Annotated in this window: 13 protein-coding genes and 1 rRNA gene; 6 read left to right on the plus strand and 8 right to left on the minus strand. The window is 58.0% G+C overall.

The annotated features are described in order from the left end of the window. Both D8M23_RS11235 and D8M23_RS11240 read left to right on the plus strand, forming a co-directional pair. Nucleotides 1–230: ribosomal RNA gene (locus D8M23_RS11235) — 23S ribosomal RNA — on the plus strand; the annotation flags it as partial. 277 nt (nucleotides 231–507) lie between these two features. Further along, on the plus strand, nucleotides 508–945 hold the full coding sequence (locus tag D8M23_RS11240; protein ID WP_126500788.1) for a putative immunity protein: 438 nt from the start codon (nucleotides 508–510) through the stop codon (nucleotides 943–945). Nucleotides 946–981: 36 nt separating this feature from the next. Here D8M23_RS11240 and D8M23_RS11890 read toward each other — a convergent pair whose 3' ends face one another. After that, nucleotides 982–2,421 (minus strand): D-mannonate dehydratase, encoded by a 1,440-nt coding sequence (locus tag D8M23_RS11890; protein WP_193976826.1) that lies wholly within the window; start codon nucleotides 2,419–2,421, stop codon nucleotides 982–984. 294 nt (nucleotides 2,422–2,715) lie between these two features. Between D8M23_RS11890 and D8M23_RS11250 the strand changes: the two genes are divergently transcribed. Continuing rightward, nucleotides 2,716–3,636, plus strand: coding sequence for an ArgP/LysG family DNA-binding transcriptional regulator (locus D8M23_RS11250; protein WP_126854828.1), 921 nt, complete (start codon nucleotides 2,716–2,718; stop codon nucleotides 3,634–3,636). Between the two features lie 537 nt (nucleotides 3,637–4,173). Here the strand turns inward: D8M23_RS11250 and D8M23_RS11255 are convergent. Together D8M23_RS11255 and D8M23_RS11260 are read right to left on the minus strand one after the other, a co-directional pair. Next, nucleotides 4,174–4,458 carry a hypothetical protein gene (locus D8M23_RS11255; protein WP_126854829.1) on the minus strand — a complete coding sequence of 95 codons (285 nt, stop codon included), beginning with the start codon at nucleotides 4,456–4,458 and terminating at the stop codon, nucleotides 4,174–4,176. After that, on the minus strand, nucleotides 4,392–4,757 hold the full coding sequence (locus D8M23_RS11260) for a cell division protein CrgA (RefSeq protein WP_037288320.1): 366 nt from the start codon (nucleotides 4,755–4,757) through the stop codon (nucleotides 4,392–4,394). The genes D8M23_RS11255 and D8M23_RS11260 overlap by 67 nt, the downstream gene beginning before the upstream one ends. A gap of 138 nt (nucleotides 4,758–4,895) precedes the next feature. Between D8M23_RS11260 and D8M23_RS11265 the strand changes: the two genes are divergently transcribed. Genes D8M23_RS11265 through D8M23_RS11270 form a run of 3 tightly spaced genes read left to right on the plus strand, consistent with a single transcriptional unit; the run spans nucleotide 4,896 to nucleotide 6,475 of the window. After that, nucleotides 4,896–5,642, plus strand: a complete 747-nt coding sequence (locus D8M23_RS11265) for a class E sortase (protein ID WP_037233982.1) — start codon at nucleotides 4,896–4,898, stop codon at nucleotides 5,640–5,642. Between the two features lie 16 nt (nucleotides 5,643–5,658). Next, a complete protein-coding gene (locus D8M23_RS11845; RefSeq protein WP_037233979.1) occupies nucleotides 5,659–5,820 on the plus strand; it encodes a hypothetical protein in 162 nt (53 codons plus the stop codon). A 22-nt stretch (nucleotides 5,821–5,842) separates the two neighbouring features. Beyond that, nucleotides 5,843–6,475: an aminodeoxychorismate/anthranilate synthase component II gene (locus D8M23_RS11270; RefSeq protein WP_094758717.1), complete on the plus strand. Its 633-nt coding sequence runs from the start codon at nucleotides 5,843–5,845 to the stop codon at nucleotides 6,473–6,475. Between the two features lie 151 nt (nucleotides 6,476–6,626). On the opposite strand, the gene pknB is transcribed toward D8M23_RS11270, so the two are convergent. From pknB to D8M23_RS11295, 5 genes are all read right to left on the minus strand, one after another. Continuing rightward, the gene (pknB, locus tag D8M23_RS11275; protein ID WP_126854830.1) at nucleotides 6,627–8,831 is read right to left on the minus strand and encodes a Stk1 family PASTA domain-containing Ser/Thr kinase; all 2,205 of its coding nucleotides are present in this window, start codon (nucleotides 8,829–8,831) and stop codon (nucleotides 6,627–6,629) included. 76 nt (nucleotides 8,832–8,907) lie between these two features. After that, nucleotides 8,908–10,746, minus strand: a complete 1,839-nt coding sequence (locus tag D8M23_RS11280) for a protein kinase domain-containing protein (protein ID WP_126854831.1) — start codon at nucleotides 10,744–10,746, stop codon at nucleotides 8,908–8,910. Beyond that, nucleotides 10,743–12,185 carry a peptidoglycan D,D-transpeptidase FtsI family protein gene (locus D8M23_RS11285; protein WP_037233967.1) on the minus strand — a complete coding sequence of 481 codons (1,443 nt, stop codon included), beginning with the start codon at nucleotides 12,183–12,185 and terminating at the stop codon, nucleotides 10,743–10,745. Before D8M23_RS11285 ends, D8M23_RS11280 begins: the two co-directional genes overlap by 4 nt. Then, nucleotides 12,178–13,641: an FtsW/RodA/SpoVE family cell cycle protein gene (locus tag D8M23_RS11290; protein WP_126854832.1), complete on the minus strand. Its 1,464-nt coding sequence runs from the start codon at nucleotides 13,639–13,641 to the stop codon at nucleotides 12,178–12,180. The genes D8M23_RS11285 and D8M23_RS11290 overlap by 8 nt, the downstream gene beginning before the upstream one ends. Beyond that, entirely contained in the window at nucleotides 13,634–15,400 is a 1,767-nt protein-coding gene (locus tag D8M23_RS11295; protein WP_126500784.1) for a PP2C family protein-serine/threonine phosphatase, read from the minus strand. The genes D8M23_RS11290 and D8M23_RS11295 overlap by 8 nt, the downstream gene beginning before the upstream one ends. Between the last annotated feature and the right edge of the window lie 2 nt (nucleotides 15,401–15,402).

A 15,402-nucleotide genomic window follows, 5' to 3' on the forward strand; every position in this document is an offset into this window, starting at 1 on the left:
GGACGAACCTCTGGTATGTCAGTTGTACCGCCAGGTGCATGGCTGATTGGCTACGTTCGGGAGGGATAACCGCTGAAAGCATCTAAGCGGGAAGCTTGTTTCGTGATGAGTTCTCCTGGCACCCTTTGGGTGTGTGAGGTTCCCTGTAGATGACGGGGTTGATAGGCCGGGTATGGAAGCGCTGTAAGGTGTGGAGTTGACTGGTACTAATAGACCGAAGGCTTACATTATAGTCATATTTGTTTTGTGTGTTTGTGTTCACTGTACAGTTTTGAGGCAACAAGCCATTCTTTACGGGAGTGAACCCCGTGAAGAGGGTAGGTTGCAACAGGTAAAAGACCCTTCGGGGTCTTTTTCTGTTTAATAGGGTATTGGTATTGCCGCGAGAGATCCTATGGTTTATCTATACTCGGAAGAGATGCGCCTCATACCCGTCATATTTCTGCTCACCCGAATATCTTCCTCGATGCACTATTCTGCTGTGGGGTCTGCTGGTACGTTGAGAGTATGACTACTCCTCAAACAGCCCCATCCATGAATGACTTAACGCTTTTAGAAGAAGACCGGAAAGAACTCATTGGCTGGGCCGCACGCTGCGTCCGTCGGCTCCTTCCTATCTTTGAGAAGCATCACCCTTTAGACCGTCGACTTCATGATGCACTCGAAGCGGTTGAGTATTTTCAGCGAGGAACACTATCTGTTGGTGCTATGCGTCAGCAGGCTTTCCTCTGCCACGCTGCGGCTCGTGAGTGCACAGATCGCTCCGCTCAGGCTGTAGCCCGCGCCTGTGGGCAAGCGGTGGCAACGGCCCATATGGGTGCCCATGCACGCAATATTGGGCGCTACACGCGCAAAGCGCTTTCGGGGAAACTCTTGACCGAAGAACTCGAATGGCAGAAACAGCACGCCCCTAACCGGTTATATGACTATATCTTCAACCACTAGAGACCGGTGACATGCCCCGAGTGCCGTACGGAGGTGCTAACCCTCGCCCGCTGAGGCGCCAGTGGAGGTAACACCATCCGATTCCGTATCTTCTTGCAGCGTGGATAATGTATTATCGCTGTCTGCGGCGCTTTCAGTGGTATCAGTATTGTCGGTGGCTTCTGCGCTATTATTTTCGCCGTACTCCGGTAGCTGGCGGGCGTCCAGCGACAACAGCGCCAAATACATATCACGCACCACCAGAATATGCCGCAGACGCAAAATCATAGGCTTCACAAAATCTCGGGCGTACCGTTCATCGCCACTGGTGGTTGCCACAAAGCTCAAACCCGAGAACACCGACACAATGAGAGTTACCTTCAGCACCACAGCATGAATAGTGAACTCAACCCCTGCTAGGCGCAATCGTTGCGGGGTGGTACCCAACCATGCCTCAATCGCCTGGTCAGTGATAGCAATAGATGAGAACCACATGAAAAACCCAAACACCAGCGTCATAAAAAACACTGTCTGAATTATCTGCCCCAGGACTGGGATCGCCAGCATATTAATCCATTCGCCGACCGAGAGAGGACGCCGCACCGTCTCCTCCCGACCCGCAGTATGCGTGTGAATACGCGGCCACATCCCGCCAGCTTTATGCGCTGCACGGTCATATTCATCCGCTGTAAACTCCTGGACATGATCGCCTTGGCGAGCCCCCAGCAGGCGGCGTGTGCGCTCATACGAGGTTGTGAGCATCACGAACAGCGCCAGCAGAGACATCGCCCCACACGCCTCAAAAGCGCGGACGAAACTCATATTATTCGCCAACTTCCACACGTCCGCATTCACAAAAATAAACAGTACCGAAACCATCAGCACCGGAAGTACCTTCGCAATCATCGGCGGCAGGAACGTCAGCTGATGCAAAACATGCTTTAAAGACCAGCCCACAACGGTGTCCCCGCCGATGAACATAATGCCCACCACCAGCAGCACCATCAGTGGGAAACGCCACCAGAAGCCCGGCATAGGGGTGGGGTGCCCCAAGACATCGTTAAACCCCAGCGAAAAAATAAAACCTGACGTAATGACCGTCAGTACCCCCGCAATATATTGCACCCACACCGGAGTTCGGGTCATCAGCAGATGGGACACCCATATCAGCAGCAGCGACACCACTGGGATGACTAGGGCGAATAAAATAACTGCCGCCGTGCCGATGAACGCATCCTCTTCCGGGATGGCAGCGAATGCACCCTGCTGAATACTGGCCACTGTCAGATCAGAGCCGTCGCCCATAACCACCAGAGTATACTCAAGGGAGCCCAGCGCCGTGTACACAATGCTGACCCATAACACCCACGGGATGCACCGCACAAGAGCATCACCAGCGCGTCTACGGGCCGGAATAATCATTGGGGTGCCCTGTCGTCGGAGCCAATCATCAGCCTCAGCAAGGTACAGCTTTTTAGTATGTGCGGGGGTACTCATGGAATAACTCTACCTTCTAACCGCCCTATAGTTTGCGTACCGTGCACTGTAGATAGGGTGGTTCCCTCACAGGTGTGCATCCGCTCAAAGCCCTTATATACGATGAGGCTGAACCCGTTCAGTGATGGCCTAGTGCAGCTTGTTGTGCACACCGAGCGCAAAACCGGCATACAGGTGAGGTTCCCGCCAGGAATTTGTGAAGGTACCCGGGCGGGGAAAACGTGAAGCTGGGGAGTAAAACACGCCACTGACGTAAGGCTATCTAAGTTATGTGGGTTTACGTAAGATATGCTTATGAAACGTTTTACGACCGACCACCTCACAACCTTCGCAGCAGTCATTGAGTACGGTACCTTCGATGCGGCAGCTGAAGCCTTGAGAGTAAGCCCCTCCGCAATATCACAGCGCGTCAAAGTCATGGAGCAGCTCGCGGGTAAGGTTCTGCTGCGGCGCACCAACCCGGTAACCCCAACCCAGGCCGGGCAGAGCGTACTACGCATTGCCCGGCAGAGCGAGTTTCTGCAGCTGGAACTAGAACGGGAACTGGTGGGTGAGGGCGGATTCCAGACAGTCTCTATAGCCCTGAACGCCGATTCTCTCGCAACATGGTTCCTGGAGGCGGTACGTATGCTCGCCCACGAAGACGAAATCTTCTGCGACTTACGCCGTGAAGGTGAATTCCACTCATCGGCCTTGCTTCGGTCCGGGGAGGTTATGGCTGCTATTACCTCACGGCCCGGGAAAATCCCCGGATGTTCAGTCGACTACCTGGGTGTGGCACGCTATTGGTGCGTCGCAGCACCGGAATATATGAGCCGTTACCTGCCGGGGTTTCCCTCCGCTACCACTCGTGAAGAACTCAACCGTGCCCCTGTGGTGGAATACGACCGTAAAGACTTTGTGCAGGAAGCGGCGCGTGTCCTCATAGAGGAAGATATGAAACTGCCGCCAAGCCTCGAACCTGAACAGAGCCCCACCATATATATTCCTTCCTCACCTGATTATGCCCGCGCGGTCTATGAAGGGGTCGCCTGGGGACTGTTACCGCAAGCTCAGTGCAGTGAACATTTTGCCACCAATACGCTGGTGAAGCTTTCCACCAAACCTGTTGAATTCCCCCTGTACTGGCAGCACTGGAACATTAACTCACCCGTATTAGAAACCGTGAGCCGCAGGGTCGCTGAGGCCGCCAAAACAGGACTTTTAAGCTCATAAATGACCGCTGGGTGTCGGGCATCAAAGCGGGCTGTATATGAGCATGTCGTTACTTCGGTGCATGTGCCGCAACACTAAGCGGTGCATCTAGGGTCCCGGTAGGAGCCACGGCAGCTATTGTCCCCGCGTACACTATGTGGTGGTTTTCCCGGTCCGGTGTGCGGAGCAAATGCTGTAGTCTGCTTATCTATACCTCTGTGACTATATAGAGTTCAAATACTCTTAATATTCATATTGACCAGTATTTATGTATATATTGGAATATTAGAAAATAATGGTTTTGGGTGTTGCTGGAAAGGGCTATTGGAAAGCACTATCACCCGAATTGTCTTCACAATCTTCCCCATCATTAATGCGCTTTCAGACACGCTGCGCACCGTCCATACTCCGCACGCCGTACGCCCGCCGCCGAGCTCACCCACACCGTGGCTGAGCTCCTGATGCTCACCATGCTCATGAGTATCTTTCAGCGTGGAACCGTGTGCGGCAACCTCAACCAGCCTGCGGTGTAACGGTGAGAGGCCTCATTGCCCCGCCCTAACGCTGAAGCAGCAAAGTCACCACCCAAAACAAGGCGCCAGCAGCCACAAACCCAATAAGCGCCCACCGCCGCAGCTTTGTCTCAAAAATGGCGGCGCGAATATCCTCACGCCTCTCCCGCGGCTGCTGCGGATCCACCGGCGCCAGGTTCGCGGGGTTCGTCACCTCCGGCTTGGGGGTCTCAGCGGAGTCAGACGGCTGCTCACCCATACCGGTTACCGCCAACGCGTCATCATCAGCATGCTCACCATCAGTGCACCAATCCCGATTGTGATATTCCACATGCCAATGCCTGCGATCGGGTAAAGACCCTCAAAAATGTAGTACACAACAATCCACAGCAGGCCCACCGCCAAAAACGAGAACATAATCACCCGGTACCACAGCGGAGTCTGGTCCCTCAACGGCTGACCCTGCTCCATCTCCTCCGCAACCTTGCGCAGACGTTCCTCATTCAACGCATCCCGGGCGACTACTTTCTTCTGCTCCGCCTTCTGCTTCTTCTTAGCGTCTTTAGCCTTAACACCGCTGCTCTTAGAAGCGCTGCCCTTCTTCTTTTTTGCCTTGGCCGAACCAGACATAATTTCCTCCGCATAACACTCAGTGGGTAGCCTTATTATGTACCTTAGAAACTATCTTTGCAGACTCCCGGGATGATTTCACCTTTCACCCGCGTTGAGCCTAAAGAAACACGGAAGACATAAACCACAAAGGACAGCATGAGTCACACCCCCACCAAGGCGCACGCGCCCGGTAAAACACGCCTACAATGGACCGTGCAAATCCTCGGCGAGCTACTGATCACCGCAGGGTTTATACTGCTGCTCTTCGTGGCCTGGCAGCTCTGGTGGACCAATATCGCCGCCGACCGGTCCCAAGCCCAAGCCGTCGATTCCCTCGTTAAAGAATTCGGTGAATCACGCACCGTTACCGACTGGGACCCCAAAAACCCGCCCGAACCGCTCGCAGAACCCGCGCACGGGCAGGCGTTTGGTGTGGTCTACATCCCCCGCTTCGGGGAAGACTATCAGCGCCCCGCCGCCCAAGGCAGCAGCAACGACGTGATCGACGCCCTCGGGCTGGGCCACTACGAAGGCTCCGCCATGCCCGGAGGCGTCGGCAACTTCTCACTCGCCGGGCACCGCCAAACCCGCGGTAAAGTGCTCAACGATATTGACCTGCTCCAAAACGGTGACCACATTTATGTGCGCACCAAAGACGGCTACTACACGTACACCGTGTACGAACAGAAAATCGTGCAGCCCCACGAGGTGGACGTCATTGAACCCGTGCCCGGGCATCCCGGGCAAAGCCCCACCGAACGGATTATGACACTCACCACCTGCCACCCGCGCTACGGCGACACCGAACGGTACATTGTGCACGCCAAATTTGAGTCCTGGCAGCCCGCATCCGCCGGGGCACCCGCCGAAATCGCCAAAGTAGCCAACAACAACCCTGCTTAAGAGAGGAAAACACACAATGTACGGATGGATCTTCCGCCACCTGCCCGGACCTCTCTGGGTTCGTATTATTACCGCCATTCTGCTGATCCTGCTGGTCGTCTATGTGCTCATGGAATTCATCTTCCCCAATTTCGCGCAGTACGGCCCGTTCAACCTCGACGTCACCATTAACCATTAGCAGCCCCACCCGAAAGAAAACCATGACACGCATCCTCGTTATCGACAACTACGATAGTTTCGTCTTCACCCTTGTGGGATACCTGCAGCAGCTCGGTGCCGAAACCACCGTAATCCGCAACGATGAACACGACCTCGACACCGTGCTCGCACTCGCAGCAGAGCATGACGGGGTGCTCATCTCACCCGGCCCCGGTGCCCCCGCAGACGCCGGAGTCATTATCGACACCATCAAGTGGGCCGCTAACACCCACAAACCCCTGCTGGGTGTGTGCCTGGGACACCAAGCAATCGCTGAAGCCTTCGGCGGCACCGTTACCCACGCCCCCGAGCTTATGCACGGTAAAACCTCCACCCTGGTGCACGAAAACGACTCGGTGTTCAAAGACGTCCCAAGCCCCTTCACGGCGACCCGCTACCACTCGCTTGCCGTCGTCCCCGACACCATGCCCGAGGTGCTGCAGGTTACCTCCACCACCGAAAACGGCATCATTATGGGGCTGCGCCACCGCGAAGCACCCATGCACGGTGTGCAGTTCCACCCAGAATCGGTGCTCACAGAAGGCGGCTACCTCATGCTCGGCAACTGGCTTGAAGAAATCGGGGTACAAGGCGCCGCGCAGCACGCAAAAACGCTTTCTCCACTCATTAGCTAACCCGGCCAACATACAAACACCACAATGCCCCCAGCAGGCTGCTGGGGGCATTTCGTATGCGTGTATGTGTGGTGCAAAGGAATGGGGTGGGCTTCCCGGATAACCGGAGAACCCACCCCACTAGCCGTTTGGCGTTTACACGCCCGGGCGGCTACCGGCGGTTATTGTTGTTATTTCCGTTATTATTCCCGCCATTATTATTGTTATTCCCGTTGTTATTGTTGTTCCCGTTGTTCCCGGTATCACCGCGGTTACCGTTATTATTCCCGCCATTTGCCGGGTTGCTTGCAGGTGCTGACGGGGCCGCCGGAGCCGCAGATGCTGAGGCGCCACTCGTCGGCGCAGCAGTCGGCTGCTGGTTCTGGTTACCGCCGGTGCCGGTGCCAGCATTCGCGCCGCCGCCAGACGTATTCCCGCCGGTGCCGGTGCCGCTATTGGCACCGCCGCCGGACGTATTGCCGCTACCGGAGGCGCCCGAACGCGCCGACGCCGAGGGAACCGGTGCCGCCGTAGCGGTCTGCGCCGGGGCCTTCGCCACACGGATAGTGATGGTGCTGTTCTGCTCCACCAAAGTGCCCGCCGCAGCGCTCTGAGCAATCACGGTACCCGCCGGGGAAGCACTCGTCTGCACCTCCTCAACATTCGTGCTCAGGTGCGTACTCGGGTCAGTCAAAGCAGCCACCGCCTGATCCTTCGTCAGACCCACCAGCGACGGAACCTTCACCTTACCGGAAGAAAGCACCAAATCGACGGTCTGGCCCGCCTCAACAGCCGCGCCCGGCTCAAGGACCTCACCGGACTGATTCGTCAGCGACACCACCATACCCGCAGGGACAGTCGGGCTCTCAACGGTCGTCACACGCCCGTCCACAACGCCCATCTCCTTTAAGGCGTTACGCACATACGCCTCGCTCTGACCCTGCAGATTATCCGGAATTACCAGTTTCTTCGGGCCGTTGGAAACCGTCAGAGTCACCTTCGCACCCTTATCAATCATGGTGCCCACAGTCGGGTCGACACTAATCACGTCGCCTTTCTTCACGGTATCCGAGAAGGCGTTCTTATACTCCAGCGTGAACCCCAGGTTACGCAGCTGGGTATCCGCCTCATCCTTCGACACGTTAACCACCGACGGCACCGCAACCTGCGGCACCTCATTCAGCTTATTCTGGTAGTACAGCACCGAGCCCACACTAAAGGCCAGCAAGGCCACAATCAGCGAACCGATCAGCACCTGCAGCCAGACACGCTTGCGGGGAGTCTCCGGCTCAACCTCCTCACAGGCATCATAATAATCCTGCTCAAAGAAATCATTCAGCCCCGCCTCCTCATCAGGCGGCGGCTCCATCGTCCCAGTATTCTCACCCTGGTAAGGTGCAAAAGCTGCCGCACCTAAGGCGGGCTGGGCGACCGTAGCATCATCATCAGCAGAACCGAACGCCGCACGCAGCGCCTGGGCAAATTCATCCGCCGACTGGTACCGCTCATTCGGGTTCTTCGCCAGCCCACGCATAATCGCAGCATCCAGCTGCTGCGGAACCGGCAGCGGAGAAAAAGCGCTCGGCGGCTGAGGAGCCTCCGACAGGTGCTTAGCCGCCAAATCCACATTCGACTCGGCATCAAAAGGGGTGCGTCCGGACACCATCTCATAGATCACGCACGCAGCGGAGTAAATATCGCTGCGGGTATCCACCTCGTGGCCGCTCACCTGCTCCGGCGACATATACCGGGCACTACCAAGCACCACATTCGCCTTCGTCAGGGCCTCGCCCGCCTCCTCAAGGGCGCGCGAAATCCCGAAATCCATCACCTTAATCTTCCCCGACTGACCCAAGGAAATATCCTCATCAGTCAGCGGCAGAACCATAATGTTCGCGGGCTTAATATCGCGGTGAATAATGCCCATATCGTGGCTGTACTGCAGTGCACCCAGCAGCTGATCGGCGTACGCCATAGCCTCACGCACCGGAAGATGCGCCCCCGACGACAGCACCTCACGCAAGGTACGGCCGTTCACCAGCTCCATCACAATATATGGGATGCTCCCATCCTCAGCGCCGGGCTGGGCCCCCTCAAAACCATACTCTTGGGGTGTGGTCGGGGTGGGTGAGTAGGCACCGGTATCATACACCGCCACAATAGCGGGGTAGTTCAGTGACGCGACAGCCTCGGCCTCGCGCTTAAAACGTATACGGAACGTCTGATCTTGGGCCTGCTCCGGTCGAAGAATTTTCATCGCGACCTTACGGCCCAAACGGGTGTCCTCCGCCGAGTAGACAGTAGCCATCGCCCCGGTGCCAATAACATCAAGCACCTTATAGCGATCATCTACCATATCGGGAACCAACAGGTCCATACAATCTCCTGGTCTAGGGTCAGAAGTTAAACTCTTAGCTCATACATGCGCGACACGACATACTGGGCACCATCCACTACTCTGACGGCGTGGCAGCAGCCGCGCTGGCGGAGGAGGTAGCGCTTGTGCTCGCGGGAGCGGAAGTAGGCTGCCTCGGTGGTGTACTTGCACTCGCGCTCGTAGAGGTATTTGCCGATGGGGCTGCTCCTCCGGACCCCTGACCGGAAGAGGCATCAGCGATGTACACATCTACACTACTATGAAGGGGAACCTGAGTGCCAGGCAGCGGGGTAATGCGCAGCACCGTACCCGGGGCCGCCGTATCAGAATGCTCCGATATCTGATTCACATTAATGCCCAATTTCACGATCGCCGCAGAGGCGGTGTCCTTATCCTGGCCAATCAGCCCGGTGGGGATAGTCGCCGTCTTCGGGCCATTCGAGTACTTCACAATAATGCTTGTACCCTTCTCCACCGAACCTGACGGGGAAACCGACAGCACCGTGTCCTTCGCCTCGTTCGAGTCAACACCCTCAGGTTTCACCTGCAGACCCATCTGGGACAGCTCGTTCGTCACCTCCAGCAGGCTACGGCCCACGAACTCGGCAGGGTTCACCGTCACATTATTCTGCTTCTGCGTATCCGGGGTATTCGTAGCCGGGCTGCTCGAAGGCTCCTGCTCCGAGGGGGACGCCGAGGCGCTCACCGACGGGCTGCCGCTTGGGTCGTTCTTAGGGGAACCCTGCAGCGCAGTGGCAGCCCACAGGGCCAGTGCAACCACCAGCAGAATTACCACACCGATAACAACCCACTTAACGATGCCTGAACGCTTCTGCTCCGGCTCGTCCTCATCATCAACATGCTGCACCGGCTGCGCACCGGTGCCAGCGACCGGCGGGATGGGCGCGGTCGTCGGATTCGGCGAGAACCGCCCGCCCGAACCGAACCGGGGTGCAGCCGCAGCAGTGATAGCCCCCGTAGCACCTGTAGCAGCGCTCTGCTGCACCTGAGTCTGGGTTTGCGTCGCCGTCGCAGCTGTCGCCGACTTCGGCATGAACTGTTTAAGTGCGGGCACGGCCTTCAACGCCGCACGCACATCGTTACGGCGGATAGCGTCAATCGCCGCCGCCAGTGCTGTAGCGCTCGCGGGACGCTCTGAGGGGTCCTTCGCCAGCAGGCACATAATCAGTGCCCGCGCCGTCGGTGAGACGCTGTCAGGAAGCGGCGGCGGGGTATCATTCACCTGCGCCAAAGCGATAGCGATCTGCGACTCGCCCGTGAACGGGCGGTGCCCCGCCAGCGCCTCGTACCCAATAATACCCAGCGAATACATATCGGATGAGGGGGTCGCGGTCTGCCCGGTCGCCTGCTCAGGGGCCAAGTACTGGGCGGTACCCATCACCTGACCCGTGGCTGTGAGCGGAACCTGGTTCGCCAGCCGGGCGATACCGAAGTCGGTCACTTTCACGCGGTCATCCGGGGTGATAATCAGGTTACCCGGCTTCACATCGCGGTGCACCAGGCCCTGCGCGTGCGCGGCCGCCAGCGCGCGCGCCGTCTGCGCAATAATGTTCAGGATACGATCCGCCGGGATAGTGCTATCACGCTCAATAATGTTCGATAGCGGCTCCCCGGGAACCAGCTCCATCACCAGGTACGCCGAGTTATCCTCCTCGCCGTAATCAAATACGTTCGCCACCCCCGGGTGGTTCAGCAGCGCGGTGTGGCGCGCCTCCGCGCGGAACCGCTCCAAGAACCCGGGGTCACCCGTGTACTCCTCTTTCAGGATTTTCACTGCGACGATGCGCCCAAGAACCTTATCGCGCGCCTTCCAGACCTCACCCATACCGCCTACAGCGATACGTTCAGTCAGGGTATAGCGACCGCCCAAGGTGACATCAGCCGAAGGCCTCACTTGTTCAACACCGCCTCAAAGAGTTGTTTACCTGCATTAGTCGAAAGCTTCGCGCCCGTGGACACATCAATATCCTCATAGACGACCGCAATAGCAATCTTGGGATCATCCGCCGGGGCGAAACCGGTAAACCAGGAATTGTTCAGCCCGGTCGTGCCAATCTCGGCGGTGCCGGTCTTACCCGCCACCTTCACGCCCGACACACCCGCACCGGACGCAATACCATTATCGACCGAGTTAACCATCCATTGTTTCACCTGATCGGCGACTTTTTGGGAAGTTGAGGTGCGCAATTTCTCGGGAGAGAACTCAGACAACGTGCTCAGGTTGCTGGTCTTCACCGAACGAACCAGATTAGGTTTCATCTGCACACCACCGTTCGCAATCGCCGCGGAAGTCATCGCCACCTGCAGCGGCGTGGTTTTCACGTCATACTGGCCCACCGACGCCTGAGCCAGCTGGCTCTTCGTCATATCGGAGGGGAAATCCGACTTGGTCACCTTCAACGGGATCGACAAATCCTGGCCGTACCCGAACTTTGAGGCGGTCTGAGAAATCTTCTCCTGCCCCAAATCGAGGGCGATATTCGCAAACGGAGTATTACACGACTGCGCTAACGCCCACTCAATCGTCGCCTGCGTGCGGGTGGCACACTGACCATTCACAAAGTTCGGCAGGGTCACATTGGTGCCCGGCAGCGGAAGCTGCGCCGGGTTATCAATCACGGACTTCTCGTCGTACTTCCCCGACTCCAGTGCGGCCACGGCATCAATAATTTTGAACGTCGAACCCGGCGAGTAGGTGTTACCCGCGATCGCACGGTTAAACAGCGGGGACTGCTGATCCTGGGTCAGCTTCGTGTAGTCGGCGATCACCGACTGCTCACTATGCGCAGCCAACTTATTCGGGTCATACGAGGGCGAGGATGCCATCGCCAGAATTTCCCCTGTTTTCGGGTTCATCGCCACAATAGAACCCTTCCTGCCCTGCAGCAGCTGGTAGGCGAGGGTCTGCAGCTTATCGTCCACAGTCAGCTCAACGCTGGCCCCGCGTGTGGAATTACCCGAGAACAGCTGCGCCACACGATCATAGAACTGGCTATCCGAGGTACCCGAAAGCTCCTTATCCAGAGCTGACTCAATACCCGTCGAACCGTACACCGACGAGAAGTAGCCGGTAATACCAGCATACTTCTCAGGTTCGGAATATACGCGCTGATAGTTGTACTCGTCGTTAGATTTCACTGAGGAAGCAATCTCAGTTCCGTTCACCACGATCGAACCACGCTGCGAACCGTAGTTATCGTACAGGGCACGGGTGTTCCACTTGTGCTCCATGAGCATCTGCGCATCAAAGAACTGAATATAGCTCAGGGTGCCCATTAGCAAGATAAAGACGCACGCGGCAGACATCCACATGCGGCGAATCGCCCTATCCACGTTGGCTCCCTTCTGTCGATGCCGTAGAAATACGCGCCAGAACACTGGTCGCACCTTCAGGTTCATAATCGTTACTGCCGTAGTCAATACCCCGTGGGGCATCAAAATCAACCACGCCGTGCGGGGCGCGTGCCGAATGCGAAATCGCCAGCCACAGCGCCACAATAATCCAGTTCGCCACCAGCGACGAGCCGCCGGCAGACATGAACGGGGTGGTCAAACCAGTCAGCGGGATCAGCCGAGTCACGCCGCCAACCACCACAAACAGCTGAAGCACCATAACGGTAGACAGCCCAGCCGCCAGCAGCTTCCCAAAACCATCGCGGGTGCCCAGCGCGGCACGGTACCCGCGTGAGACCAGCACCAGGTACATCATGAGGATCGCGCCCAAACCCAGCAGGCCCAGCTCCTCACCGAGGGAGGTGATGATCATATCCGAGTTAGCGTACGGCACCAGGTAGGTGCGTCCCTGCCCCCAGCCGCGGCCAAACAGCCCGCCGTAGGAGAGCCCAAAGACACCCTGCAGGATCTGCCGAGAACCACCGTAGGCGCTGTTGTAAATATCGTTGTCGAAGGCGTGCACCCACGCGTAGATACGGTCATGGACGTGCGAAATGGAGTGGTATGCCAAGAACCCACCAGCCACCACACCAATACCACCGGTGACCAGCCACGAGGTTTTACCCGTTGAAAGGTACAGCATCGCCATGAACAGGCCAAAGAACAGGATTGACGACCCAAGGTCATGCTGGAACACCAGCACCCCAATGCTCGCCAGCCACGCCAAAAACACCGGCACCAAATCCCTGAACCGGGGCAGCTGAATAGGCCCGATGCGCCGCCCCGCCACAAGAATCAAATCGCGGTGGGTCGAAAGGTACCCGGCGAAGAAAATCGCCAGGGTAATCTTCGCGACCTCACCCGGCTGGAAGGTGCGGCCCGCAATGGAGATCCAGATGCGCGCACCGTTAATTTCCTGACCAATAATCGGCAGCAGCGGCAGCACCAGCAGAATAAGGGACAATGCCAACGAAATGTAGGTGACCTTACGCAGCACCCGGTGATCCTGCAGGAAGTAGATAACCACGGCGCAAGCCAGCATCGACAGGCCCGTCCAAAACAGCTGCGAGTCACCCACCGGGTACTTCAAATCCGAGTCGATACGGTAAATCATGGCCAAACCGATACCGTTGAGCACAATCACGATCGGTAAGATAAACGGGTCGGCGTACCGTGCCCGAAGCCCCAGCACCACATGCAGAATCAGCGCGCCCACGCCTAACACAACGGTGCCCATGAGCCAGGCGCTCGACGAGCTGCCAAATGCCTCTTCAGGGTTCCGCAGGTACAGCGCACCCGAGCTGATGCCCACCGCTAAAACCAGCAGCACAATCTCAATGAACCGGCGTGACTTCGGGGCGTTCGGGTCGCGTCGGGAGAAGAGAGAACTAGCCATGATGCGCACCCCCTTCACCAGTTACGGTACCCACGTCCCCTTCCGTGGTAGCGGCACCCTCGGTGCCGGGCATTAACGGAACCGTGGCATTACCGGATTCCTCCGCGCTCGGGGTGGGAGTGGGGGTCACCGACGGGTTGTGGCTCTCGGAAGGCTTCGCACTCCCAGACGGGCTGGCTGAAGAAGAAGGTGAAGGCGAAGGACTCGGGTGCGCGTTCAGGTTCGCCTGCGTCTGCAGACGGTTCACCACCACGCGCGCCTCATCAATATTGTCGGCCGAAATCGTGTCTTTCAGCAGCGCACGGTTATGGTCCGAGAGGTCATTAACCGACACGTTACTTTCCTCAACCACATGCGAGAACCGGATAGGCCCAAGGGTCTGCGGAATACCGTTATAGATTGACACCTTGCCGTTGCTGTCGCTCACATAGTAGCGGCCGCTAATCCAGCGCATACCCGTCCACGCGGCAGCCGAGAGCACCCCAACCACCAGCAGCAGTACGAAAATGCGCAGCGGCCAGCGGCGTGGGCGGTGCTTAGCCGCATCCACGGTGAGCATGGCCTCAAGCTCCTCGGGAAGCTGCGCCGTCTCACCCTCAGTAGTCAGCGGCACCCGCTGTGCCAAGGTGGCGCGGTGCTCCAGGGTGCGGTCCACCACGGCCGGGATCATCCCCGTCTCTGTCGCCGAAGCGGCTGAACCCACCAGCTGGTGCGGGCGCTGCCCAAGCTGCCCACGCAGAATCTCAGCGGAGGTATGAATCACCTCAACCGCGCCGCGTTTGTGCAGTTCCTCCTCGTGCAGCAAAGACCCGGTTAAATCGCGTGCACGCCGGAACCGGCGGCGAATATGCGCCGAACCGGGGCTGTCGCCACCTGCAGGGTTCACCTCGGTGGGGTCTTCAGGAGGGATACGCATCGTATCCTCATCCCCAGTGGTATTGGGCACGGCCGGGGCAATAGAAGCCGGCAGGCTGGGCGCATCCGGCACGGCAGACTCGCCCACCGGCTCATCCTCAGGCAGCACGCTGCGGTCAATCACCTGGGCGACCACTACCGTCACGTTATCGGGCGCACCGCGCTCCAGGGTCATCTGGATGAGGACATCGGCAATCTGCTCCAGATCGTCGGTGGAGCGCAAAACCGCCTCAATATCGGAATCGGGAACAACCGAGTCCAGCCCATCAGAAGCCAAAACCCAGCGCTCTCCCGGCACCGCATCAAGGGTCTGCAGCTCAAGCTCAGGTGAGGCGTCCACATCACCAAGCACACGCATAATGACGTTGCGGTGCGGGTGGTGCACAGCCTCCTGCGGGGTGATGCGCCCCTCATTCAGCAGGCGCTGCACAAACGTGTGGTCTGTCGAGATCTGCTCGAACTGCCCGTCCGGGCCCGGCCGCAAACGGTAGGCTCGGGAATCGCCAATATGCGCCAGCTCAATCTTGTCACCGTCAATGAGCAGGGCGGTGCAGGTGGTGCCCATCCCCGCCAGCCGCGAATCCTCATGCGCCAGATCGTTAATGATGCTGTTCGCGCTTTGAATCTCATCCGCCAGGTACACGCCCGCGGTGCCGTCAAAATCGGGGTGATCCAGCGGGGTCAGGTTAAGTACCGCTGTGGCGGACGCGACGTCACCGCCCACGTGCCCGCCCATGCCGTCGGCAACCACGGCAAGATACCGGCCCCCGTAGCCGGAATCATCATTTTTGCTGCGGCGCACACCCACATCGGAGCGTGCCGCGAAACGGAAGGCAATCTTCACCG

Source organism: Rothia sp. HSID18067 (assembly GCF_003989445.1).
In the GTDB taxonomy this organism is placed as follows: Bacteria; Actinomycetota; Actinomycetes; order Actinomycetales; family Micrococcaceae; genus Rothia; species Rothia aeria.